The organism is Blastococcus sp. SYSU D00669, from assembly GCF_054050715.1.
This window is the reverse complement of record NZ_JBJGZV010000016.1, coordinates 38,404-60,829: the sequence shown is the minus strand read 5'-3', so window position 1 is coordinate 60,829 and position 22,426 is coordinate 38,404. Positions and strand designations below refer to the sequence as shown.

The window sequence follows — 22,426 nt, the reverse complement described above, 5'->3', positions numbered from 1 at the left end:
CCCTCCGCGCGGCGCGGTGGTGGTCGACGAGCCCTACGCCGCCGAGCGCGCCCTCTGGGCCGGCGTGCGCTGTGCCGTCGCGTCGGACATCCGTGCGTCGCGGGGGTCAGACGCCGGCCGGCTCGGCGTGCAGGCCGGCGGCGGCCGCGCCCGACCCGGCGTCGTCGTAGCCGCCGTCGACCAGCACCGGGCGCCGCCCGGTGCGGGCGAGCAGCGAGGCGGCGATCGAGGCGCGGTAGCCCGACCCGCAGTACACCCACACCTCGCCGACCGGGACCTCGTCGATCCGGTCCACCAGTTCGTGGATCGGGACGTGCAGCGAGCCGCGCACACCCCCGCCGGCGCGCTCGTCGGAGCGCCGGGCGTCGAGCACGACCAGCTCGCCGTCGACGGCCATCGCGGCGGCCAGGCCGGCGAAGTCGGTCACCGGGTAGGACTCCAGCGCCCGCCCGGCGGCGAGCTGCTCCGGCGTGCCGATCGCGGCGCCGGCGAGCCGGTCGATGCCGATGCGCACCAGCTCCCGGCGGGCGTCGGCGACCTGGTCGGGCGTCCCGCCGATCAGGGTCAGCGGTGCGCCCCACGGCACCAGCCACCCGATGTAGGTGAGGAAGTTGGTGGACAGTTCGAAGTTCAGCGCCCCGGGCAGGTGGCCGGCGGCGAACGCCGTGCGTGTGCGCAGGTCGACCACCCACTCCCCGGCGGTGAGGCGTTCGGCGAGCTCCCGCGGATCGACCTCCCGGGGCGCGGAGAGGTCGACCGGGTCGGGGCCGGCCGCGTTGGCCGGGCCCATGTGCGCGTACCAGGCGGGGATCGCGGTGAGCCCGGCGAGGAGCTGGTCGACGAAGCTCTGCTCGTCCTGGGTCAGCGCGGGGTTCACCGCCGCCTGCTCGCCGACGGTGGAGGAGGTGCCGCTGGTCGGGGTGGCCGAGCAGAAGCTGCCGAAACCGTGCGTGGGGAACACCGGGGTGCCTGCGGGGAGCTCGTCGGCCAGCCGGCGCACCGAGTGGTACTGGGCGTGGGTGAGCTCCTGCGTGTGCTCCGGCCCGACCAGGTCGGTGCGACCGGTGGCGCCGAAGAGCATCGAGCCGCCGGTGAAGACCGCCTGGACCGCGCCGCCGGTGTCGGTGAGCACGTAGCTGACATGGTGGTGGGTGTGCCCAGGGGTGTGCAGCACGCGGAACCGCATCGGCCCGGTCTCGAGGACGTCGCCGTCCGCGGCCGGCACCCGCTCGTAGGCCACCCGGTCACCGGCCGGGACGGCGTAGTCGGCGCCGGTCGTGCGGGCGAGCTCGAGCCCCCCGGTCACGTAGTCGTTGTGCAGGTGCGTCTCCAGCACGAGCCCGATCCGGGCGCCGCGCGCGGCGGCCAGGTCGAGCACCCGGTCGATGTCGCGCTGCGGGTCGAGCGCGACGGCGACGCCGTCGGCGGAGACGAGGTAGCTCCGGTCGCCCAGGCTGCCGGTCTCGATGACGTCGATCTCCACGGTCACTCCTCCGTACGGTGAGCCGGGTAGGCGTAGGCGTGCGCCGAGCGGTGGCTCAGTCGGTCGGGGGCCGGGGCGCCGGCGGGTTCGGCGGGGGTGGGCTCGGCGTCATCGGGTCCTCCGGGGTGACGGGGGGGCGTCAGGCCAGGGAGAGGAAGAGGCGTTCGAGCTCGCGCAGGTCCACCTCGCGCGACTCGCCGTCCGTGGCGGTCGAGCAGTGGCGCATCCCGGTCGAGATGACCGCGAACCCGGCCCTGCTCAGTGCCTTCGACGCCGCGGCCAACTGGGTGACGACGGCGGAGCAGTCCCGGCCGTCCTCGATCATCTTCACGATCCCGCCGATCTGGCCCTCGACGCGGCGCAACCGCTTCACGACGTCGGCCAGCTCACCCTGCGGGAGGTCCACGGCGCCAGGGTAGATACCCCCGGGGGTACCACGCAAGGATCGGTCCTTCCCTCCGGGCGGTGACCTGGGCGGTGCCTCGCCGACCACGTCGTCGGCCTCCCCGAGGAGGCGCCGGCGGACGCGTTCGGCACGATCACCGACATCCGGATCGGGCACCACGACGGCGTCGACCGGCCGACACCGGGATCGAGGAGTACGCGGCCGGCGACGCCTCTCAGCCCGCGACACCCAGGTCGTCAGCGAGGTGCACGTCGACGGCACGTTCGAGGGCACGACGGTGGCCTTCGCCGACGGCTGAGGACCAGGCCTACCCCTGCCGTGGACACCGGCACTACCGTCACTGTGCGCAACCATCGCCGCCCGCGGGCGGCGGTACCGGGTGCCCAGGGCGCCCGACCCCCCAGGGGGCGGCCTGCGACGGAGGTGACGCGACGGTGGGGGATCCGGAGCCGGTCGCCGGCGCTGCTCCGGCCGCGGGCGGAGGGATCCCCTGGGTGCAGGCGTCGGCGGCGGTCCACCGGCGGCAGCTGACGGCGGAGCGGCCGGACGCCGCGGAAGCGCTGCGGTGGGTCGCCGGGTCGACCCTCGAACTGGTGCGAGCGGACGTGGTGGCCGTGCTGCGGAGCCCGGAGGAGGATTTCGAGCCGCGCGTGGAGGTCGCCGTCGGGCACGGTGGGCCGGCGCTGGACGGTTGGCCACCGGACGGACTGGGGCCGGTGCTCAGCGTGCCCCTCCCGGGGCAGGCCACCGGCGGGGCACTGCTCCTCGGCCGCTCCCGGGGACGACCGGACTTCACCGAGGAGGAGCGCGGGCTGGCCGCCGACCTGGCGGTGCACGCCGCGGTGGCGCTCGCGCTGGCCACGTCGCAGCACGAGCAGCAGCAGGCGGCGGTGCTGGCCGACCGCTCCCGCATCGCCACCGAGCTCCACGACGACGTCCTGCGGCGGTTGTTCGCCATCGGGATGACCCTGCACTCCGTGGCCGCCGGTCTCGTCCCCGGCGCCGCCGGCGGCCGGGTGCGGGACACCGCGGCCGAACGCCTGCAGGCGGCCGTCGTCGATCTGGACCGCACGATCAACCACGTCCAGCGCACGGTGTTCGCGCTGCAGGACGAGGTGCCCGGCGAGCCGCCCCGCGTCGGGGCGCGGCTGATCGACGCCATCGCGGAACTGTCCGGAGCACTCGGCTTCGAGCCGGTCACCCAGGTGACCGGCTCGCTGGACGAGCTCCCACCCGACGTGCTCACCGACCTGCGCGTCGTCGTCCGCGAGGCACTGGCCAACGTCGCCCGGCACGCCCGTGCCCGTGCCGCCGAGGTCGCCGTCACCGCCACCGGCGGGACGGTGACCGTGGCGGTCACCGACGACGGCGTCGGCCTCGTCGACGTGCCGGACGGCGGTGGGCTGGCGGACCTGCGCAGGCGCGCGCGGTGGCACGGTGGCCACATGGCGGTGGAGCCGGTCCCCTCCGGTGGGACGTGCCTGACCTGGTCCGTGCCCGTGGCGAGGAGCTAGGCCGGCGGACCGCCGTGCGGGGGCGGGCCGGGCGCGGACCGAGGGACCGGGCCGACGGGACGTCCTGCCCTGGGTCCTCCCCGCGACGGCCCGGAGGCTGGGACCGTGACCGACAGCGCGCTCTCGACGCCGGCCGACGTCCGACGGCCCGGCGGCCTCGACCGGCGCCCGCTGTGGCGCCGCTGGCTGGTCGCCGTGTTCCTCGGCGAGACGCTCGGGTTCCTCGTGCCGGTCCTGGCGGTCGTCGTGGGGGCCGACGGCTGGCCCGACGGTGCGCGGCTCGCGGCGCTCGCGGTGGCCGGCGCGGGCGAGGGCGCGGTGCTCGGCGTGGCCCAGGCCCGGGTGTTGACGCGCGTCGTGCCCGGCTTCCGGCCGGGCGCCTGGACGGTCCGTACCGCCGTCGCGGCCGCGCTCGCGTGGGTGCTGGGCATGGCGCCCACCACGCTGGGCGGGATCTGGGCGGACCGGCCGCTCGCGCTGCAGGTGGCGCTCGCGGTGCCCGCCGCCGTCGTCCTGCTGCTCTGCATCGGTGTCGCCCAGTGGACGGTCCTGCGCCCGCTCGTCCCGCACGCCGGGCGCTGGATCGGGTGGACCGCGCTGGCCTGGCTGGTCGGCCTCGCGGTGTTCGTGCTCGTCGCCACACCGCTGTGGCAGCCCGGGCAACCGGTCGGCCTCACCGCTGCCGTCGGGGCGCTGGCCGGTGGGTCGATGGCCCTCGCGATGGCGGCCGTCACCGGGTGGGGGCTGGTGCGGCTGCTGGCTGCCGCCCGGCTGTCCGCCGCCGGGTCCGGGGGGCGGAGCGGGACGCTCGTGGCCGACGGCGGGAACAGGACCTTGGACCCTGAGCCGATCCGGCCACCCAGCACCTAGCCTCTGCAGATCATGGGTGCGGACAACGGGGCTCCTCCGGTGCGGGTCTTCCTGCTCGACGACCACGAGATCGTCCGGCGCGGGGTCGCCGACGTCCTCGAGACCGATCCCGGCATCACGGTGATCGGCGAGGCGAAGAACGCCGCCGAGGCGCTGGCCCGGGTGCCGGCGCTCCGGCCCGACGTCGCCGTCCTGGACGTGCGGCTGCCCGACGGCGACGGCGTGTCGGTCTGCCGCGACCTCCGCTCGCGCATGCCCGAGCTCAGGGTGATCATGCTGACGAGCTACAGCGACGACGAGGCGCTGTTCGAGGCGATCATGGCCGGTGCATCCGGCTACCTGCTCAAGCAGATCCTCGGGCAGGACCTCGTGACCGCCGTGCGGACGGTCGCCGCGGGCGGGTCCCTGCTCGACCCCACCGCCACCACCGCGGTCCTCGAGCGGATGCGGCGGGCCGCCGAGCCGGCCGGTCCGCTGGCCAAGCTGAGCGAGCAGGAACGCACGGTGCTGGAGCTGATCGGCGAGGGGCTGACCAACCGGCAGATCGGCGAGCGGATGTTCCTGGCCGAGAAGACCGTGAAGAACTACGTGTCCCACCTGCTGGCCAAGCTGGGGCTGGAGCGGCGGACGCAGGCCGCCGTCCTCGCGACGGAGCTGCGGAACTCCCCGCGCTGAGGGTCAGCGCAGCGGCGCCGCCCAGCGCAGCCGGGTGCCGCCGTCGGGCAGGGGCTCGACGGCGGCCTCACCGCCGTGGCGCTGCGCCCGCTGCTCGAGGTTGCGCAGGCCGCTGCGGGCGGCCCCCGGGTCGATGCCGCGTCCGTCGTCGACCACCTCGAGCACCACCCGGTCGGAGACGTCGACGGTCACCGTGACGTGCCGGCCGCCCGAGTGCCGCGCGGCGTTGCTCACGGCCTCGCGGACGACCGCCTCGACGTCGGCGGCCAGGTCGCCGCTGACCAGGCTGTCGACCGCCCCGGACATCCGCACGGTCGGCTCGAGGGCGCCGGCGGTCTGGGTGACGATGTCCAGCAGCCGCCGGCGCAGGCTGTCGCCGGCGTCGACCGCGTCTGTCGTGTGGAGGTCGAAGATCGTCGTCCGGATGTCGCGGACGGTGTCGTCGAGCTGGCCGACGACCGAGTGGATCCGGTTGCGGGCCACGGCGTCCCCGATGCGCGGCAGCACCGACTGCAGCGCCAGGCCGGCGGCGAACACGCGCTGGATGACGTGGTCGTGGAGGTCGCGGGCGATGCGGTCGCGGTCCTCGTACACGTCGATCTGCCGGGCGAGGCGCTGCCGTGCCGCCATGTCGAGAGCGGCCGTGGCCTGGTCGGCGAAGGCCGTCATGAGCGGCGCGAGGGAGGCGTCGAACGCGTCGGACCCGGCCGTGCGGGCGGCGATCACCACCGCGTTCCCGGCGTGGCTGCCGCGCAGCGGGAGAGCCAGGCACGGACCCCAGGCGACGTGCGGGTTGCGGTTGTCGTAGGCCAAGCCGGACAGGTCGAGCGTGACCACCGACCCGCCTTCCTCGACGGCCTCCAGCACGGGGCTCTCCTCGCGGGAGAGGTGCTCGTGGGTGAGGTCGCGCAGATCCTCGCCGTGCTGCGCCGCGATGGTGTAGACACCCGTCTCCGGATCGGGTCCGGTCAGCAGCCAGGTGGCGTGGGCCCGGGTCAGGTCGGCGACCCGCTCGGCGATGAGCCCCAGGGCGGCCTCCGGCGAGGGCGCCTCCAGCAGGGCGGCCCGGACGTCGGAGACGGCGGCCAGCCACCGCCGGCGCTGCTCGCTCTCCTCGTAGAGGTGCGCGTTGTCGATCGCGATGCCGGCGGCTCCCGCGAGCGCGGTGAGGACCGCCTCGTCCTCGGCGGTGAACTCCCCGTGCCGCTTCTCGGTCATGTAGAGGTTGCCGAAGACCTCGCCGCGGACCAGCACCGGCACCCCGAGGAAGCTCTTCATCGGCGGGTGGTGCGGGGGGAAGCCGACCGAGCTGGGGTGCTGGCCGAGGTCGGGGATGCGCAAGGGGTAGGGCTCGGTGATCAGCTGGCCGAGCACGCCCTTCCCCTCCGGCAGGTGCCCCATCTGCGCGGCGAGCTCGTCGCCCACCCCGACGTGGATGAAGGCGGCCAGGCCGTCCCCGCCCTGGCGCAGCACGCCGAGGGCGCCGTACTGCGCGTCGACGAGGTCGCAGGCGCTCTCCACGATCCGCCGGAGGGTGCTGGGCAGGTCGAGGCCCGTGGACACGCTGAGGAAGGCGTCCAGCAGGTTCTGCACCCGGCTCTGCGCGCGGGCGACCGAGTCCAGCCGCTCCTGCACCTCGGCGATGAGCTCGGTGAGGCGCATCGCGGACAACGGGGAGCCGTCGCCGCTCCCGTGTGGCCGATCTGGGCTCGGCATGGCTGGTGCACCTCCCACCACCACCGTGCCACGGGCGGCGGGGAAGGGGAAGGCGGGGTTGCGGGGCTTCCGGACCGGATCCGTCACGAATCGGTCGCGGGTGCGGGCACCGCGGTCCGCCATCCCTGCACGACGCCCAGCAGCACGGTGACGAGGCAGACGTCCAGCGTCGTCCCGCGTGGCAGATCTGCCGCCGGCAGGATCCGCGACGGGCCGACGACCGACACCGTCCACCCGGTGCGCTCGGCCGGGTCGTACGCGTCGGCCTCGAACGCCACGACCGCGCCCCGGACCGAGTCGAGCAGGGGACTCCCGAGCCGGACGGGGATCACGACGTCGTCCTCCCTCAGCGTGAAGGAGACGGGCCGGACCACCGGGAGGGCCGACCGGGTGTAGGCCAGCCGGCCGATGCCGGCGGTGCCCAGCAGGCGCAGGCACTCGTCGTACCCCAGCGCCTGGTGCACCCGGTCCTCGTCCGTCGTCGGCACGCCGCCGTCCTCTCCCCGACCCGCGCGGGCGCACAGCCTGGTGGATGCTGGCCCGGACGAGCACCAGGAACTCTCGGCCGCGGTCGGCAGTTCCGGTCAGGGACGGACGTCCCGGACCTGCATGCCTTGGTCACTGCCGGGGTGCGGACCGGGCGGGCAGCGTGGGAGACCCGCAGAGCGAGGAGGAAGCGTGACCGAGGTCAGCGAGGCCGTGACGATCGACGGCGGCGTGCTCGTGGGGCACGACGGGTCGGAGTGCGCGCAGGGGGCGCTGCGCTGGGCCGCGGGCCTGGCCGGCCGCGCGAACCTGGTGCTGCACGTGCTGCGAGCGTGGCAGCTCACGACCGCGCCGCGGCCGAAGACCTGGGCGCCCGGCTACGTCCCGCCGCTCAGCGACTTCGAGCAGGCCGTGCTCGACGACCTCGACGGCTGCGTGCGCGCGGCCCACCTCGACCCGTCGGTGCAGGTGCGCACGCACGTGGTGCACCGGCCCCCGGCCAAGGGGCTCATCGAGGCGGCCAAGGGTGCCGACCTGCTGGTGGTGGGCGCCCGCGGCCGCGGCGGCTTCGCCGGCCTGCTGCTCGGGTCGACCAGCGACCAGGTCGTGCACCACGCACCGTGCCCGGTCACCGTCGTCCGCGAGGGCGCCGGCCGGCCGCTGTCGGTGATCGCGGGGGAGTCCCCGGCCGCTCAGGCCTGAGCGAGGGGCGCGTCGACGCCGGTGACGGCGGCGGCGATCTCCACCGCCCAGGCGTCGATCGCCGGCCAGTCGCGGAAGTCGCCGAGCGGTGCGCGCATCGCGGTCACCATCGCCCGCTCGCCGAAGGACAGCCGGGCCTGGTCGAGCCGCCCCGCGAACACCCGGTGATCGCGGGCACCCGTCAGCGTGGTCAGGGGGGCGGCGTCGTGCGGCTCGTCCGGCGGGAACGGCGGCTCGCCGATCGGCCCGCTGGAGAACAGCCACACCGGTCGCGCACGCAGCGTGTCGGCGTACAGCGCGGCGTACTGCCGGGCCTGGTCCAGCCACCGCCCGGCGTAGACGGCGCTGCCGAGCACGACGGCGTCGAACGGTGCGGGGTTCGGCCGCTGGGCCGCCGGGACGGCGAGGGCCGACAGGCCCGCGGCCCGACCGGCCGGGCAGTCGGCGAGCCCCCGGGCCAGGGCGGTGGCGACGTCCGCCGTCGCGCCGTGCCGGCTGGCCACGACGACGAGCACGCGCGGCGCGCTCACCGGTCGTCCCCGTCCGCGATGACGGGCCGGTGGTCGCTGGACAGCGTCATGGTGGTCCTCCCGGTCAGGCGGGGGCGTCGGCGGTCTGGGGGACCGGGACGAGCACGCGCACCCCGACGACGCCACCGACCGTGCTCGCCAGTGCGCGCAGTGCCCGCTCCTCGACCTCGGGGGACACCTGCGGCAGCCCGCGGGTGCGGCGGATCGCGGCCAGCCCGTCGGTGACCGAGACGTCCCAGGCCCCGAGATCGCCGGTGTAGCCCTCGACCAGCCGCAGCACGTTGCCGCGGATCTCGTCGTCGTGCCGCACCAGCGTGCGCAGCAGGTCGCGGCGGCTGACGATGCCCACCAGCCGGCCGTGCTCGAGCACGGGCACGCTGCGCAGCCGGTCGTCGACGAACAGCCGCGCGATGTCGGCGAGGTCGTCGCCGGCGTCGACGGTGCGCACGCGGGGGGTCAGCACGCCGCGCACGAGCAGCGACGGCGGGCCGGCCTCGCGGCGTCGCGGCGGGCGTGCAGCCGCGGGTCGGGCGGCATCCGGTCCCGCAGCACGTCGGCCTCGGCCACGATGCCGACCAGCAGGTCGTCCTCGTCGACGACGGGCAGCGCCGCGAAGCCCCGCTCGGCCATCACCTCGGCGGCGTACTTGGCGGAGGTGTCCGGTCCCACCGTGACGACCCCGCGGGTCATGACGTCGCGTGCCTGCACGGGATGCTCCTCGTCGTGTCCTGCCCGCGTCGCTGCGCGGCTCGTGCCGCCGACGCTAGGCAGGTCGGCCACCGCTGCTCAGGGCCACCGGGCGCAGCCGGGAGGGACCTCCGTCCCTGCCCCGGCCGGCGGTCGGCCCGCACCCTCGGCGGCATGGACACGCGCATCACGGCACAGCCCCCGGCCGCCTTCTCGCCGGACCGGCCACCGGTCCCGCCGGAAGCCCTCCGGCCGGCGGTGCCCGCGGCAGCACCGGCACCGGCCGGCTACTGGCGACGCATCCCACCGGACCGGGCGGGCGCCCTCGCGGTCGCCGCGCTGGCCGTCGCCGGCGCCACCGCGGTGGGCCTGCGGTGGGCCACCCGCCCGGCCCGCATCGGCCCGATCACGATGGGTCCCGGGGGCTGGGTGAGCGTCAAGGGCGCGAAGCCGCCCGCCGATCCGGGCGACCGCCCGCTGTGGGCGAAGCTGCTGCGCTCCTACCGTCTCTGACCCGACCCCACGCTCGGGGAGCACCGCGCGGTCCACGCCCCTGCGCCGGTCCTGGTCGTCCGTCCCGCTGCGGCCGGCTGACGACCGCGTCAGCGGAAGCGGGTGGCCCAGAGCGGCTCGACCGCCGCCCAGCCCTGCTCCCACCGCCGGTCGCGCCGCCGCTCCAGCAGCCAGAGGACGACGAGGTGGCCGCTCAGGGCCGCGATGACCAGCCCCAGGGCGGTGAGGACCCCGAGGACGACGCCCTGCCCGGTGGCCTCCCCGCCGGTCAGCGGCTCGTCGGTGAGCTGCCCGTCGTCGTCCACCCAGACGTCGACGGTCGTGCCGGACCGGCTGCCGACGGGGGCGTCCACCTGGCCGGTGTGCCCGAGGCCGTCCGGCCCGAGCCAGGTCGCCGGGGTCGGCACGGCCGGCGTGGCCGCCCCGTCGCCCTCCCGCGCGTCGGCGAGCAGCGTGGCGCTGGTGGGGTGGCGGCTCGCCGCCTGCTCCGCGGCGACGGCGTGCAGCGTGCCCGACGCTCGGGTGCCCACGGCCGTGCCGGCCGGGACGGCCGCGAGCAGCAGCACGACCAGGACGGCGCGGGACAGGAACTCGACGCGGTCGCAGGCCCGCTTCAGCGGGCCCGAGCCCAGGGTGAAGCGGCGGCGCAGGGTGCGCGACGGGACGCCGGTGGCGGACACGGCAGCAGACTGGCCCACGAGGGCCCGCGGCGGACGGGGCCGAGGTCCCGGTGCCCCGAGACCTTCGCCACGTCACCCCGACGGGGACGGGACCCCAGGGTGGCGACGTGACGCCGCCGACCCTCGCCCGCCCACGCCCGCTGCGCCACCCGCGGTCCCGCGCCACCGGCCCGCTGCGGGCGGTGCGCGACGTGGTCGTCGGCGGCGCCGAGGTGCTCGCCGTCCTGGTCGCGGCGCCCCTCCTGCGCCGCCGCTACAACCGCTGGGGCGCCACCGCCGCCGAGGTGGCCGCGCCGCTGCCCGGCGACGAGCTGGTGCCGGCGCCCCGCCTGGGCTACACGCGGGCGGTCACCGTGGCGGCGCCGGTCGAGGACGTGTGGCCGTGGCTGGTCCAGATCGGCCAGGGCCGCGGCGGCCTGTACAGCTTCGACGGCCTGGAGAACCTCGTCGGCTGCGACCTGCACAGCGCCGGGAGGATCCACCCCGACCTGCAGCGGCTGCGGGTCGGCGACGTGATCCGCCTGGCCCCGGCCGACGGTGCGCCGTTCTTCCGGGTGGAGCACATCGAGGCCCCCACCACGCTGGTCCTCCTCGGCGGCGGTCCCCAGCCGGACGGACCGCCCGACGGGGACCCGCACATCACCTGGCAGTGGGTGCTGCACGCGGTCGACGGCGGGCGGCGCACGCGGCTGGTCGTGCGCCAGCGGCTGGCCTTCCCACCGGCCCAGCGGCTGCTCTGGCACGTCGTGGAACCCGTCACCTTCGTGATGGAGCGGCGGATGCTCCGCGGCCTCGCCCGCCGGGCCGAGGGCCGTTCCCGGTGACGCGCACCCTCCGCCGCCTGCCCGGTCTGGTCGCCGCGGTGGGCGCGGCCGTGGCGTCCGTGGGCGTCGTGCGGCGACCGTCGGGCGACCCGGTGCCGGTGACGACGGTGCGCGGGCAGCGGGCGCAGCTGGCGGGCAGCGGGCTGTACCGCCACGACACGGTCTTCACCGCGGCGGGCAACACCGCCGTCGACGCGGTGGTGCTCGCGTTCGGCATCCCGCTGGTGCTCCGTGCCTGGCTGCGGCACCGCGCGGGCTCGCCCCCGGGAACCCTGCTGCTGACCGGCTCGCTGGGGTACCTGCTGTACGTGTACGCCACCTACGCGGTGGGGGTGGCGTACAACCCCCTCTACCTCGCCTACGTCACGCTCCTGTCGGCCTCGCTGTTCGGCTTCGCCGCCGCGTGGACCGCGACGGACCGCGCCGTGCTCGACGCGCTCGCCCGCGACCCGCGCGTCCCGCACCGCGCGCTCTCGTGGTTCCTGCTCGCCTCCGCGGCGCTCACCGTGGCCGCGTGGCTGCCGTCCCTGCTCACCGCGCTCCTCGAGGGCGGCGCCCCGGAATTGCTCGACGTCTACACCACGCCGGTCACCTACTCGCTCGACCTCGCCGTCGTGGCCCCGGCCGCCGCGCTCGCCGGCCTGTGGGTCCGCCGGCGCGACCCCCGCGGGTACCTGCTGGCCGTGCCGCTGCTGGTCACGATCGTGCTGCTGTTCCCGACGATCGGCCTGAGCACGGCCCTGCAGGCGGCCGCCGGCATCCCCTTCACGCCGGCCCAGGTCGCCGGTCCCGTCGCCGGCTTCGGCGTCCTGGGCGTCCTCGGCGCCCGGCTGCTGGTGCAGGTGCTGCGCGCCGTCCCGTCGACGACCGCGTCCGCGCGGGGAAGGTCGGACCGGTGACCGCGTCCGCCCTGCGCTCCGCCGTCCTCGGGGTCGGGATGGAGCGGCGGCTGCGCCGGCGCGTGCGGCGGCTGGGGGTGCGTCCGGGACCGGCGGACCCGACCCCCGTCACCGACCGCGACCTCGCCGACCTGCCCGCCCCGGCCCGGCGGTGGTTCGCCGCGTCCGGGGCCGTCGGCCGCCCGCGCGACGTCTCCCTCCTCGCCCGGTGGACCGGCACCTTCCGCCTGCGGCCCGACGGGGGCTGGCTGCCGTTCGAGGCGTGGCAGTACAACACCGCCTCCACGATCGCGCGGATCTGGACGATGCGGATGGACGTCGCCGGCGTCGTCCCGATGTTCGGCGTGGACAGCTACCTGCACGGGCAGGGCCGCATGCGGGGGAAGGTGCTCGGCCTGGTGCCGGTCGCCGACGGCGCCGGACCCGAGTTCGACGCCGGCGAGCTGGTGACCTGGCTCGACGACGCCGTCCTCCTCGCCCCCACCATGCTGCTGGCCCGTGCCGTCCGCTGGTCGCCGGTCGACGACGAGCGGTTCGACGTGGCGCTCACCGACGCCGGGCGCACCGTCACCGCCCGCGTGACCGTCGACGACCGGGACCGCGTCGCCGACGTCGCGACCGAGGACCGCTGGGCCGATCTCCCCGGCGGGCCCACGCGGGCACGCTGGACCACTCCCGTGCGCGGCTGGACGGAGATCGGCGACCGCCTGGTCCCGCACGGCGGCGGCGCGGTCTGGCACCTCTCGGGCGGGCCGTACGAGTACGCCCGCGCCACCGTGGACCCGGCCACGGTCCGGTGGAACGTGGCGCCGGGCTGAGGGTCCCCCGGCGCTTCAGGCCGTGTGCGGCAGCGCCTTCTCCAGGCGCAGCATCGCCTGGGGGTGGGCGTCCCAGACCAGCGCCGAGCGCAGCCGCGTGCGCTCCAGCGGGGCGTCGGTCGCCGCCGGCAGGGGCACCCCCGTCCAGCCGAGGGGGACCAGTTCGAGCAGGACCCGCTCCTCCGCCTCACCGGCGCGGAGCCAGGCCGCCCGGTCGTCGGCCCGGGTGGCCACCAGCGCCAGCATCTCGTCGCCGTCGGCCGGGGCGGGCCGGGCGAGGCGGCGGCGCGGCGACCCCTCGTCGACGGGGACGAGCTGGACGTCCTCCAGCTCGGCGACCTCCGCGAGACGGGTCAGGACCTCGTCGGTGCCGGCCGGGACCGGGCGGTCGGCGGCGGCCGTGGCCAGGTGCGCCAGGACGGGCCGGGTGGCCGGGACCGGCGTCACCACGGCCGCGAGGTCGGGGTCGGCCGGGTCGGGGAACCGCTCGACGTCCGCGTCGAACCCGGCCACCGCGAAGGCGAGACGGGCGTCGAAGAGGTCGGCGCCGAGGCCCCGCACCACGCGCCGTTCGGGGAGCCCGGGCCGCGCCGCGCGGCCGCGCCCCACCCGAAGGAGGACCGGTGCCGGGCGGACGTCGGCATACGGCGCGGGCTGTGCCATCGGGAACTCCTCGGGACGAGCGGTACCCCTCCAATCTCGATCGCCGGGGTGGCCCTCGCCTGGGTCCGGCGTCACCTCCCGGGCGGACGTTGGTCCCCGCCCGGACACGGACCAACGCCGGTGTCCCCGGGCCCGGCGGCTGGCGAGGCTCGGGGTCTGCCTCCGAAAGGACGGACCATGACCGAGCACCGGAAGCCCTACCCGCTCCGCATGGACGCGGCGGAGGAGCCGCGCGCGTCGCGGGCGCTGTGGCTGGTCAAGTGGCTGCTGCTCATCCCGCACTACGTCGTCCTGGCGTTCCTCTGGACGGCGTTCGTGGTGGTGAGCGTCATCGCGTTCTTCGCGATCCTGTTCACCGCCCGCTACCCGCGCGGGCTGTTCGACTTCAACGTCGGCGTGATGCGCTGGAGCTGGCGGGTGCACTACTACGGCTACGGCGCCCTGGGCACCGACCGGTACCCGCCCTTCACCCTCGCCGACGTGCCGGACTACCCGGCGCACCTCGACGTGGCCTACCCGGAGCGGCTCTCGCGCGGGCTGGTGCTGGTGAAGTGGTGGCTGCTGGCCATCCCGCAGTACCTCATCGTCGCGGTGTTCGTCGGCGGCGGGATCTGGCTCGGCACCAACACCGCCGACGCCGACGGCATCTGGGACACCAGCTGGGGCGCCGGCGGGCTCGTCGCGCTGCTGGTGTTCATCGCCGGCGTCGTCCTGCTGTTCTCCGGTCGCTACCCCCGGCCGCTCTACGACTTCGTCCTCGGCATGGACCGGTGGGCGCTGCGCGTCGCGGCCTACGCCGCGCTGATGACCGACGAGTACCCGCCGTTCCGCATGGACATGGGCGGCCCGGACCCCGGCACGGTGCCGGCCGGCCCGGTGCCCCCCGCGCCGTCCGGGACGCCGGCCGCCGCCCCGGCCCCGCCGCCCGCGAGCTGGAGCGCCGGCCGGGTGGTGGCCCTCGTCTTCGGCGTCCTCCTGCTCTTCGGCGCGGGCGGCACCCTGGTCGGCGCCGGCACCCTGCTCCTGGCCGACCAGACGCAGCGGGACGGCAACTACCTCATGACGCCCGACGCCCGGATCGAGACCGACCGGTACGCGGTCACGACGGACTCCTTCCGCCTCGAGGGCGAGGGGCTCGACTGGGCGGTCGACGAGCTCATCGGCACCGCCCGGATCGAGGTGGCACCGGTCGACGCCGACGACGAGCTCTTCGTCGGGGTGGCCCGCGCCGCCGACGCCGAGACCTACCTGGACGGCGTCGGGCACGCCTCCCTGGACGACCTGTCGGCGAGCGCCACCGGCAGCGGGTCGGAGCGGTTCGACACCACCGACCACGCCGGCGGGGCCCCGGCGCAGCCGCCCACCGAGACCGACATCTGGGTGACGTCGAGCAGCGGCAGCGGCACCCAGGCGGTGACCTGGCGGCCCGACGACGGCGACTGGGCGGTCGTGGTCATGCGGGCCGACGGCACCGCCGGTGTGGACGCCGAGGTCCGGGCGGGCGCGACGCTGCCCGGGCTGGGCTGGGTCATCACGGGGCTGTTCGTGGCCGGCGCCGTGCTGCTGGCGCTCGGCGGGCTGCTCGTCGGCCTGTCGGTGCCGAAGGCGCAGAGCCGGCCGCCGGTGCAGATCCCCGCGCCCCGCGAGCCGGTGACGCCGACCGGGCAGGCCGGCGCCGAGACCGCGCTGACCCGCGACCCCGGGCGCTGACGCCGCGCCGGGTCCACCGGCTCCCGGGACCAACGTCCCGGGAGCCGGTGACGTCGGCCTGCGGAGGCGGCTCTCGCCGGACGGCGACGGTGGACCCGGACGGGGGAGAGCCCCACGGACGCACGAGTAGGAGCCGGACGTGGACGCAGCGAGCCAGCGGATCGTCGTCGGCATCGACGGCTCGGCGGGGGCCCGCGCGGCGCTCGCCTGGGCCCTGGCCGAGGCCGCCCGGCGCGGCGCCGGCCTCGAGGTCGTCAGCGCCTTCCCGGTCGACTTCTACTGGGCCGACCCGTACCTGCTCGACACCGCCCGGATCGACGAGATCCGGGCGGACACCGAGGCCCGTGCCCGGGCGGCGGTGGAGGAGGTGCGCACGGAGGTCGGGACGGCGGACGACGTCGACGTGCAGGTCGTGGTGGTGGCGGGCGCGCCGTCCGCGCACCTCGTCCAGCGGTCGGAGGGGGCCGACCTGCTGGTGGTAGGCAGCCGCGGCCGCGGCGCGGTGCGCAGCGCCGTCGCCGGCTCGGTGGCGCTGCACTGCTCGGCCCACGCCCGCTGCCCGGTCGTCGTGGTGCACGCGGCCGCAGCCGACCCGGCCGAGCCGCCGCGCGTGGTCGTGGGCCTGGACGCCTCCGACCACGCACGCGCCGCGCTGCTCACCGCGGTGGCCCAGGCGGAGCCGCTGGGCGCCCGCGTCGACGCCGTCCTGGCGTACGAGGCACCCAACTACTGGAGCGACCTCTACGCGGTCATGGCCCCGCCGCCGGGGGAGAGCCGCGAGCACGCGCAGGAGCGGGGCGAGGCGGTGGTCCGCGACCTCGTCGGCCAGGAGGCGCTGGACCGGGGCGCGGTGCGCGTCGTCGTCGTCGAGGGGCACCCCGGCCCGGTGCTCGTGGGCGAGGCCACGGGGGCGCGGCTGCTCGTGGTCGGCAGCCGCAGCCGCAACCAGCTGCAGGGCGTCGTCCTCGGCTCGGCGGCGCTGCACTGCGTGATGCACGCGCCCTGCCCGGTGATGGTGGTGCACCGGCAGCCGGAGACAGCCGCGGGCGCGTCCGCGGACGCGGTCGCCGCCACGGCGCCCGCCGGCTGAGCCGCGGCCGTGCTGGCCTGGGTGGTCGACCCGCCGGGGCCGATCGACGCGGGTCCGCTGCGGCGGGTGGAGCGGCCGGTGCCCGAGCCCGGCCCGGGCCAGGTGCGGGTGCGGGTCACCTGCTGCGGCGTGTGCCGCACCGACCTGCACCTCGCCGAGGGCGACCTGCCGCCCCGGCGGCCGCAGGTGACCCCGGGGCACGAGGTCGTCGGGGTGGTCGACGCGCGGGGCCCGGGAGCGACGCGGTTCGAGGTGGGGGAGCGGATCGGGGTCGCCTGGCTGGGCCGCACCGACGGCACCTGCGCCTACTGCCGGCGGGGTGACGAGAACCTGTGCGCGCACCCGGCGTTCACGGGCTGGGACCTCGACGGCGGGTACGCCGACGCCTGCCTGGTCGACGAGGCGTTCGCCTACCGGCTCCCGCAGGGGCTGGACGACGTCGCCGCGGCGCCGCTGCTCTGCGCCGGCATCATCGGCTACCGCGCGCTGCGCTGCGCCGCCGTGCCGCCCGGCGGCCGCCTGGGCATCTACGGCTTCGGCGGCAGCGCCCACCTCACCGCGCAGGTCGCCCTGGCCCAGGGCCTGCGCGTGCACGTGTTCACCCGCGGGGAGCGCAACCGGGCGCTGGCCGCCGAGCTCGGCGCCGACTCGGTGGGCGGCGCGGCCGACGACGCACCGGAGCCCCTGGACGGCGCGATCCTGTTCGCCCCCGCCGGCGACCTCGTGCCGGTGGCGCTGCGCGCCCTCGACCGGGGGAGCACCCTGGCTGTCGCCGGCATCTGGCTGTCACCGATCCCGGCGCTGGACTACGCCGCCGAGCTGTTCGAGGAGCGCCGGCTGCGCAGCGTCACGGCCAACACCCGCCGGGACGGCGAGGAGTTCCTCCGGCTGGCCGGACGGCTCGGCGTGCGGGCGACGACGACCGCCTACCCGATGGCGGCCGCCCCGGAGGCGCTCACCGACCTCGCGCACGGCCGATTCAGCGGCGCCGCCGTCCTCACCACCTGACCGCTCGGGCCCGATCGGATGGTGGTCGACCGGAGGTCGACGCCGCAGAACGGGTGCCGCCGACGGGGAGCGGGAGCACGGCGCGCTCAGCCCCGTCGCCGGACGGCGCGGGCGACCAGCCACGACACGACGACCCAGCCGAGGACGCCCACCCCGACGACGCGGTTGACGTCGACCGCCGGCTGCCAGGTGACCTCGCCGTCCTTGACCACGAGAGCACCCGCGGGGCGGGCGATCAGGCCGAAGCCGCCGCCCTCGCCCTCGCCCTCCTGCTCGCCGCCCTGCCGGCCGGAGCCGCCCCCACCACCCCCGCGGACGACCGCGGCGGGGATGACGGTGACACCGTCCCGCTCGTAGGGCTCGCCGAAGACGCGGCGCACCGTCAGCGCGTCGCGCACGGTCGGGATCAGTTCGGACACGGTCATGGACGGCTCCTCCGTCGTCGGGCGGTGGTTCGGATGCTCGTGTGCACGGTGTCGGCCAGCAGCACGGCGGGGACGGCGAGGGCGGTGCCGAGGCCGGTCGGCGCCGCGGGTGTGCGGCGGTCGTCCCAGCCTCGCGCCGTCGCCCGGGCCCGGGCGTCGTCCGTACGTCACCGATCGACGCCGACCTTCGGCCCTTCGGGAGGGCCCCGGACGCCGTCAGCGTGGACCCGTGACCCGAGGCACGCAGGAGCCCGGACACGGCGGTGGCGGTCGGCGCGGCCGCGGTCCGCGAGCGGCCGTCGTGACCGTCGAGCGCGCGGGCGCCGCCGACCTGGCCATGGCGGCGCTCTCCGCGAGAGGGGCGGTCCCCGAGCAGCTCGGCGTCGTCCTGCGGCTCGCCCCCGGGACCCGGGTGGACCCCGCGGCGCTGCGCCGGGTGGCCGCCGACCGGCTGGGGGCGGTGCCGCGGCTGCGCCAGCGGCTGGTCCGCGTGCCGCTGGTGGCCGGCCGCCCGCTCTGGGTCGACGACCCGGCGTTCGACCCCATCGCCCACGTCGACCGGCTGGTGTGCGCGGCGCCGGGCGACGAGCGGGCGCTGCTCGACCTCGCCGCCGTCCTCGCCCGGGAGCCGCTGGACCGCACGCGGCCGCTGTGGTGCGCGGCCGTGGTCACCGGGCTGGCCGGGGGAGGCGCGGCGCTGGTCGCCGTCCTGGACCACGTCGTCGCCGACGGCATCGGCGGCCTCGCCGTGCTCGGCCGGCTGGTCGACCCCCAGCCCGCGCCGGCGCCGGTCCCGCTCCGCCCACGACCGGCCTACCGCGTGCTCGTGGCCGAGGCGACCCGCGCGAAGCTCGCCGCGCTCGGCCGGGTGGCGGCGGCGTGGCCGGCCGCCCGCGCGTCGCTGCGCGCCGGCGGTGGGCTCCGGCCCCCGCGTGCCGCGGCGTGCTCGCTGGTGGCGGTCACCGGCGACGACCGGCGGTTCGCCGTCGCCCGGGCCGACCTCGCCGCGCTGCACGCCACCGCCGCCGCGGTCGGCGCCACGGTGAACGACGCCGTCCTGGTGGCCGTGACCGCCGCCCTGCGCGACCTGCTCGCGGCCCGCGGCGAGTCGGTGCCCGCCTTCCGGGTGGCCGTGGTCGTCGCGGGGAGGCGGTCGGCCGACCCGGCCGCGCTGGGCAACGCCACCGCGCCGGTGGTCGTGACCGTGCCGGCCGAGGGGCCGGAGCCCGACCGGCTGTGCCGGATCGCGGGCGTGGTCCGGCGCCTCCGGGCGGACGCCGCCGGGCCGAGCGCGCTCGCCCTCGCCGGTCCGCTGTTCCGCCTGCTCGCCGGGCTCGGCCTGTACCGCGCCTGGCTGCGCCGCCAGCGGCGCTTCCACACCCTGGTGAGCAACGTCCCCGGGCCGCCCGGCCCGGTCGCGGTCGGCGGCCTCCCGGTCACCGGCATGGTGCCCTTCGCGGTCGGGGACGGAGGCGACGTGACCTCGTCGTTCGTCTGCCTCTCCTACGCCGGCACCCTGGTGGTGACGGCAGTGGTCGACCCCGGGCGCGTGCCGGACCTGCCGGCGCTGACCGCCGCTCTGCAGGCGGCCCTGGACGGGCTGTGCGCTGCGGCCACGGTGCCGGCCGCTCACACGTAGTCGGCCCTCCTCAGCCAGGTGAAGGCCGCCCAGCCGGGGAGCACCGGCAGCCAGAACGTCGCGATGCGGAAGAGGAACACCGCGGGGACGGCGACCGTGTGGTCCATCCCCGCGGCGACCAGACCCGCGACGAGAGCGGCCTCCAGGGCGCCGAGGCCACCCGGGGTCGGCGCAGCCGCGGCGACCGCCGCGCCGGCCAGGTACACGGCTCCCACGGTCGCGAGCCCCAGCCCACCACCGAAGGCCAGCGTGGACAGGTAGACGCAGACGACGTAGCCGAGCGTGACGACGACGGACCCACCGAGCAGGAGGGCCGACCTGCCGGGGCTGTGCAGCACGTGCGCGACGCCGGCCAGGGACCGGCGCAGCAGGGGGAGCAGCCGGGCGGCGAGGAGCCGGCGGACGGCCGGCACGGCCGTCGTCGCAGCGCTCAGGGCCAGGACGGCCAGGGCGCCCCAGCCGGCCACCTCGGGGTTCGGCAGCCGCACGGAGCCGAAACCCGAGCGGCCGGCCCGGACGGCGAACGCCAGCAGCAGGGCCAGGTGGACGACGAGGCCGGCCACGGTGCTCAGCCCGACGGCGGAGGTGGCCACCGGCAGGTCGACGCCGCTGCGCTGCAGGTAGCGGACGTTCAGCGCCATGCCGCCCAGGCCCGCCGGGACCAGCCTGCCGGCGAAGGAGGAGGCGAGCTGGGCCAGCAGCGTGGGCAGCGGGCGCAGCCGGGCCGCCACCGCGCCGGCGACGCCGAGCGCGGCGCCGACGTAGGTCAGCGCCGACGCCCCCAGGACCAGCGGCAGCCAGGTCCAGTCGGCGTCCCGGACGCGGGCGACGATCCCCGGCACGTCGCCGAGCTGGGGCGCCAGCACATAGGTGCCTACGGCCAGGGCCAGCACCGTGAGCACGGTCCTGGGCCGCACCCGGTCCAGGTGGGCGAGCCTGGGCTCGGGCACCCGGCACCGGGCGGCCACGGCCGCGCGGAGCCGCTCCAGCAGGTCCCGGCGGTGCCTGAGCGCCTCCTTCGTGGCACCGCCGAACGTGTCCGGCTGCAGCCGGGGCAGCGACGCGGCCACCGGCTGGGGGCCCAGCACGGCCACCGCGGTGCTCACGACCGGCTCGACGCCGGCCTCCAGGGCCAGCGCCACCAGGAGCTGGGCGACGTCGGCGTCCAGCAGCGCGTCGTCCGCGGCGGCCTCGCTGAAGCCGAAGTCGATGAGCCACGGCCGGCCCCCACGGTCGAGGAGGACGTTGGCGAGGCGCAGGTCCCGGTGGGCGATGCGGTGCCGGTGCAGGATCGCGACCTGCTGCCAGATCTCCCGCAGCACCGGCGGTGCCACCGCGGCGGCGGGCACGCGGTCCAGCGACGAGCCGTCGACCCGGTCGAACGACAGCAGCAGGGAGTCGCGCCCCACGGTGGCGACGGTGCGCAGGCGCGGGGTCCGCACACCGGCGTCGCGCGCCAGGAGCGAGACGAGCGCCTCGTGCTCCACGGTGCGCCGCAGCGAGGAGAACGGCCGCTCGTCCCCGACGTCCTTGAGCCGGACGTACCGGTAGGCCCGGAACAGCAGGTCCGCGGCCCGCTGCTCGGCGCCGAGGACCTTGGCGAACACCTGGGTGCCGTCGTCGAGGGTGCCGAACCAGGGGACCGAGCCGCGGGCGTCGACCGCCGCCGGCTCGAGACCGACCAGCGGCAGGCCGCTGCCCCGCAGAGCCGCTGCGACGGCGGCCGCGGTGGGCCGTGAGCTGGGCCGCCCGAACGCCAGGAGCACCCCGGCGCCGGCCGCCGCGCCGAGGACCACCGCGAGGGCCAGGTCGGTCGGCCGGGTGACCGGCACGAGCAGCCGCAGCCCCACGACCAGCACGAGCACGAGCGCCCCGGCGCGCCGCCACGCGCGGGAGACGGAGGGTGCGAGCACGACGAAGGACGCGGCCGTGACGGCGAGGCCGTCGACCGCGAGGGTGGTGTCCAGGCCCCCTCGCCACGCCACCTCGCGCGCCGGCGCATCCGTGCCCGAGCGGTCGACGACTGCTGTCGCCGCCCGCAGCAGGCCGGCCGCGAGGAGCCCACCGGCGAGCAGCGCGCTCAGCAGCCGGTAGCGGCGGGTCACCAGCGGGAGGATCCACGCGGCGGCGAGCGAGGCGACCACCAGCAACGTCGCGGCGCCGACCAGGACCCGCCCGACCGCCGGGGTCAGGAAGGCCAGCCGCCGCACCAGGTCCTCGTCGAGGCGCAGCAGCGCGTCGTCGGCCCAGCCGACCAGGGCGAGCAGGAGCAGGCCGGTCAGGGAGAGGACGAGGGTGCGCAGCAGGTCGCTGGGGGACCGGACGTAGCCGGTGACCTCCTCCTCGGTCCGGTCTGCGGCGGCCGGGACGGCGACGCGTTCGGCCGCCGCGGTCGTCCCCGTCACGGCCGCCCGGTCGGCGTCGCGGTCCGGGCCCGGACCGTGAGGTAGACCACCCGGCCGACGGACTCGAGGACGCCGGCGCTGAGCAGTGCGGTGCTGATCAGCGCGAGGGCGCTCGTCGACTCGGTGCTCACCTCGCGCTGCACCACCTGCAGGACGACGAGGACGAGCAGGACGGCCACCTCCTGCCAGGTGCGCTCCAGCACCAGCCGGCCGTCGACGCGCTCGGCCCGACCCAGCATGTAGCGGCCGCGCACCACCCCGAGCCCCGCCCCGATCAGCGCGCCCAGGAGGAGCGCGACCAGGTGGGCCGATCCCGCGGCGACGTCCTTGGCCAGGACCCCGCCGACGAGCAGCAGCGCTACCAGCGGCTCCAGCCACTGCTGCCACAGGCGGACGGCCCGCTGCCGCCCGCCCAGGTGGTAGCGGCGGCGCAGCACCCTGCGGCGCCAGACGCCGGCAACCGCCAGCACGACGAGCACGGCCAGCACGACCAGCTCGAGGACACCGTTCTCCGCGGGCGGCCCGGACGCGGCCAGCGCCTGGGTCCCCGTCGACGCGGCAGTGGGCACCGGACCTCCCCGCGCCCGCCGGACGGGACCCCGACGGGACCGGGCGCCCTCCCGCCGGGCGGGGGTGTGCGTGCCGACCGGACGCTATCGGGGCCCGGCTCCGCACCGGAAGGT

Annotated in this window: 24 protein-coding genes; 12 read left to right on the top strand and 12 right to left on the bottom strand. The window is 77.0% G+C overall.

Translation table 11 applies throughout. The features are described from left to right. Window positions 1-106: 106 nt before the first annotated feature. Window positions 107-1,483 carry an MBL fold metallo-hydrolase gene (locus ACI8AF_RS13230; RefSeq protein WP_456540178.1) on the bottom strand — a complete coding sequence of 459 codons (1,377 nt, stop codon included), beginning with the start codon at window positions 1,481-1,483 and terminating at the stop codon, window positions 107-109. Window positions 1,484-1,622: 139 nt separating this feature from the next. After that, window positions 1,623-1,889, bottom strand: a complete 267-nt coding sequence (locus ACI8AF_RS13225; RefSeq protein WP_456540177.1) for a metal-sensitive transcriptional regulator — start codon at window positions 1,887-1,889, stop codon at window positions 1,623-1,625. Between the two features lie 434 nt (window positions 1,890-2,323). Between ACI8AF_RS13225 and ACI8AF_RS13220 the strand changes: the two genes are divergently transcribed. The 3 genes from ACI8AF_RS13220 (at window position 2,324) to ACI8AF_RS13210 (ending at window position 4,948) form a co-directional block, all read left to right on the top strand. Further along, the gene (locus ACI8AF_RS13220; protein WP_456540176.1) at window positions 2,324-3,403 is read left to right on the top strand and encodes a sensor histidine kinase; all 1,080 of its coding nucleotides are present in this window, start codon (window positions 2,324-2,326) and stop codon (window positions 3,401-3,403) included. A gap of 105 nt (window positions 3,404-3,508) precedes the next feature. Further along, window positions 3,509-4,273: a hypothetical protein gene (locus tag ACI8AF_RS13215; protein WP_456540175.1), complete on the top strand. Its 765-nt coding sequence runs from the start codon at window positions 3,509-3,511 to the stop codon at window positions 4,271-4,273. Between the two features lie 12 nt (window positions 4,274-4,285). Further along, complete coding sequence (locus ACI8AF_RS13210; protein ID WP_456540174.1) at window positions 4,286-4,948, top strand: response regulator; 663 nt, start codon at window positions 4,286-4,288, stop codon at window positions 4,946-4,948. A 3-nt stretch (window positions 4,949-4,951) separates the two neighbouring features. Here ACI8AF_RS13210 and ACI8AF_RS13205 read toward each other — a convergent pair whose 3' ends face one another. Together ACI8AF_RS13205 and ACI8AF_RS13200 are read right to left on the bottom strand one after the other, a co-directional pair. Continuing rightward, on the bottom strand, window positions 4,952-6,610 hold the full coding sequence (locus tag ACI8AF_RS13205) for a GAF domain-containing protein (RefSeq protein ID WP_456540173.1): 1,659 nt from the start codon (window positions 6,608-6,610) through the stop codon (window positions 4,952-4,954). 137 nt (window positions 6,611-6,747) lie between these two features. Continuing rightward, the gene (locus ACI8AF_RS13200) at window positions 6,748-7,152 is read right to left on the bottom strand and encodes a pyridoxamine 5'-phosphate oxidase family protein (protein WP_456540172.1); all 405 of its coding nucleotides are present in this window, start codon (window positions 7,150-7,152) and stop codon (window positions 6,748-6,750) included. Window positions 7,153-7,342: 190 nt separating this feature from the next. Here ACI8AF_RS13200 and ACI8AF_RS13195 point away from each other — a divergent pair, with 190 nt between their 5' ends. Beyond that, on the top strand, window positions 7,343-7,852 hold the full coding sequence (locus ACI8AF_RS13195) for a universal stress protein (protein ID WP_456540171.1): 510 nt from the start codon (window positions 7,343-7,345) through the stop codon (window positions 7,850-7,852). Here the strand turns inward: ACI8AF_RS13195 and ACI8AF_RS13190 are convergent. From ACI8AF_RS13190 to ACI8AF_RS13180, 3 genes are all read right to left on the bottom strand, one after another. Next, window positions 7,843-8,382: a flavodoxin domain-containing protein gene (locus ACI8AF_RS13190; protein WP_456540170.1), complete on the bottom strand. Its 540-nt coding sequence runs from the start codon at window positions 8,380-8,382 to the stop codon at window positions 7,843-7,845. The two genes, ACI8AF_RS13195 and ACI8AF_RS13190, sit on opposite strands and share 10 nt — an antisense overlap. 64 nt (window positions 8,383-8,446) lie before the next feature. Beyond that, window positions 8,447-8,845, bottom strand: a complete 399-nt coding sequence (locus ACI8AF_RS13185) for a CBS domain-containing protein (protein ID WP_456540169.1) — start codon at window positions 8,843-8,845, stop codon at window positions 8,447-8,449. Further along, window positions 8,839-9,090, bottom strand: a complete 252-nt coding sequence (locus ACI8AF_RS13180; protein ID WP_456540168.1) for a CBS domain-containing protein — start codon at window positions 9,088-9,090, stop codon at window positions 8,839-8,841. Before ACI8AF_RS13180 ends, ACI8AF_RS13185 begins: the two co-directional genes overlap by 7 nt. 153 nt (window positions 9,091-9,243) lie before the next feature. Here ACI8AF_RS13180 and ACI8AF_RS13175 point away from each other — a divergent pair, with 153 nt between their 5' ends. Beyond that, complete coding sequence (locus ACI8AF_RS13175) at window positions 9,244-9,582, top strand: hypothetical protein (RefSeq protein ID WP_456540167.1); 339 nt, start codon at window positions 9,244-9,246, stop codon at window positions 9,580-9,582. A gap of 89 nt (window positions 9,583-9,671) precedes the next feature. Here the strand turns inward: ACI8AF_RS13175 and ACI8AF_RS13170 are convergent, their stop codons facing one another. Next, window positions 9,672-10,262, bottom strand: a complete 591-nt coding sequence (locus ACI8AF_RS13170) for an Rv1733c family protein (protein WP_456540166.1) — start codon at window positions 10,260-10,262, stop codon at window positions 9,672-9,674. 107 nt (window positions 10,263-10,369) lie between these two features. Between ACI8AF_RS13170 and ACI8AF_RS13165 the strand changes: the two genes are divergently transcribed. Genes ACI8AF_RS13165 through ACI8AF_RS13155 form a run of 3 tightly spaced genes read left to right on the top strand, consistent with a single transcriptional unit; the run spans window position 10,370 to window position 12,803 of the window. Then, window positions 10,370-11,086 carry a hypothetical protein gene (locus tag ACI8AF_RS13165; protein WP_456540165.1) on the top strand — a complete coding sequence of 239 codons (717 nt, stop codon included), beginning with the start codon at window positions 10,370-10,372 and terminating at the stop codon, window positions 11,084-11,086. Beyond that, the gene (locus tag ACI8AF_RS13160; RefSeq protein ID WP_456540164.1) at window positions 11,083-11,985 is read left to right on the top strand and encodes a hypothetical protein; all 903 of its coding nucleotides are present in this window, start codon (window positions 11,083-11,085) and stop codon (window positions 11,983-11,985) included. Before ACI8AF_RS13165 ends, ACI8AF_RS13160 begins: the two co-directional genes overlap by 4 nt. Then, a complete protein-coding gene (locus ACI8AF_RS13155) occupies window positions 11,982-12,803 on the top strand; it encodes a DUF6544 family protein (RefSeq protein ID WP_456540163.1) in 822 nt (273 codons plus the stop codon). The genes ACI8AF_RS13160 and ACI8AF_RS13155 overlap by 4 nt, the downstream gene beginning before the upstream one ends. 15 nt (window positions 12,804-12,818) lie before the next feature. On the opposite strand, the gene ACI8AF_RS13150 is transcribed toward ACI8AF_RS13155, so the two are convergent. Beyond that, complete coding sequence (locus ACI8AF_RS13150) at window positions 12,819-13,466, bottom strand: hypothetical protein (RefSeq protein WP_456540162.1); 648 nt, start codon at window positions 13,464-13,466, stop codon at window positions 12,819-12,821. A 177-nt stretch (window positions 13,467-13,643) separates the two neighbouring features. Here ACI8AF_RS13150 and ACI8AF_RS13145 point away from each other — a divergent pair, with 177 nt between their 5' ends. From ACI8AF_RS13145 to ACI8AF_RS13135, 3 genes are all read left to right on the top strand, one after another. Beyond that, window positions 13,644-15,176: a DUF4389 domain-containing protein gene (locus ACI8AF_RS13145; RefSeq protein WP_456540161.1), complete on the top strand. Its 1,533-nt coding sequence runs from the start codon at window positions 13,644-13,646 to the stop codon at window positions 15,174-15,176. Window positions 15,177-15,315: 139 nt separating this feature from the next. After that, the gene (locus tag ACI8AF_RS13140) at window positions 15,316-16,266 is read left to right on the top strand and encodes a universal stress protein (protein ID WP_456540160.1); all 951 of its coding nucleotides are present in this window, start codon (window positions 15,316-15,318) and stop codon (window positions 16,264-16,266) included. 9 nt (window positions 16,267-16,275) lie between these two features. Continuing rightward, complete coding sequence (locus tag ACI8AF_RS13135; protein WP_456540159.1) at window positions 16,276-17,274, top strand: zinc-dependent alcohol dehydrogenase family protein; 999 nt, start codon at window positions 16,276-16,278, stop codon at window positions 17,272-17,274. A gap of 86 nt (window positions 17,275-17,360) precedes the next feature. Here ACI8AF_RS13135 and ACI8AF_RS13130 read toward each other — a convergent pair whose 3' ends face one another. Then, the gene (locus ACI8AF_RS13130; RefSeq protein ID WP_456540158.1) at window positions 17,361-17,699 is read right to left on the bottom strand and encodes a spore germination protein GerW family protein; all 339 of its coding nucleotides are present in this window, start codon (window positions 17,697-17,699) and stop codon (window positions 17,361-17,363) included. Between the two features lie 301 nt (window positions 17,700-18,000). Here ACI8AF_RS13130 and ACI8AF_RS13125 point away from each other — a divergent pair, with 301 nt between their 5' ends. Further along, entirely contained in the window at window positions 18,001-19,338 is a 1,338-nt protein-coding gene (locus tag ACI8AF_RS13125; RefSeq protein WP_456540157.1) for a wax ester/triacylglycerol synthase domain-containing protein, read from the top strand. Here the strand turns inward: ACI8AF_RS13125 and ACI8AF_RS13120 are convergent. Then, window positions 19,329-21,743 (bottom strand): lysylphosphatidylglycerol synthase domain-containing protein, encoded by a 2,415-nt coding sequence (locus ACI8AF_RS13120; RefSeq protein ID WP_456540156.1) that lies wholly within the window; start codon window positions 21,741-21,743, stop codon window positions 19,329-19,331. The two genes, ACI8AF_RS13125 and ACI8AF_RS13120, sit on opposite strands and share 10 nt — an antisense overlap. After that, window positions 21,740-22,312 carry a hypothetical protein gene (locus tag ACI8AF_RS13115; protein ID WP_456540155.1) on the bottom strand — a complete coding sequence of 191 codons (573 nt, stop codon included), beginning with the start codon at window positions 22,310-22,312 and terminating at the stop codon, window positions 21,740-21,742. The genes ACI8AF_RS13120 and ACI8AF_RS13115 overlap by 4 nt, the downstream gene beginning before the upstream one ends. Between the last annotated feature and the right edge of the window lie 114 nt (window positions 22,313-22,426).

Coding starts and splice junctions, on each gene's coding strand:
- ACI8AF_RS13150 (WP_456540162.1), bottom strand. CDS start 13,466: ATGGCACAGCCCGCGCCGTATGCCGACGTCCGCCCGGCACCGGTCCTC.
- ACI8AF_RS13175 (WP_456540167.1), top strand. CDS start 9,244: ATGGACACGCGCATCACGGCACAGCCCCCGGCCGCCTTCTCGCCGGAC.
- ACI8AF_RS13145 (WP_456540161.1), top strand. CDS start 13,644: ATGACCGAGCACCGGAAGCCCTACCCGCTCCGCATGGACGCGGCGGAG.
- ACI8AF_RS13130 (WP_456540158.1), bottom strand. CDS start 17,699: ATGACCGTGTCCGAACTGATCCCGACCGTGCGCGACGCGCTGACGGTG.
- ACI8AF_RS13210 (WP_456540174.1), top strand. CDS start 4,286: ATGGGTGCGGACAACGGGGCTCCTCCGGTGCGGGTCTTCCTGCTCGAC.
- ACI8AF_RS13205 (WP_456540173.1), bottom strand. CDS start 6,610: ATGCGCCTCACCGAGCTCATCGCCGAGGTGCAGGAGCGGCTGGACTCG.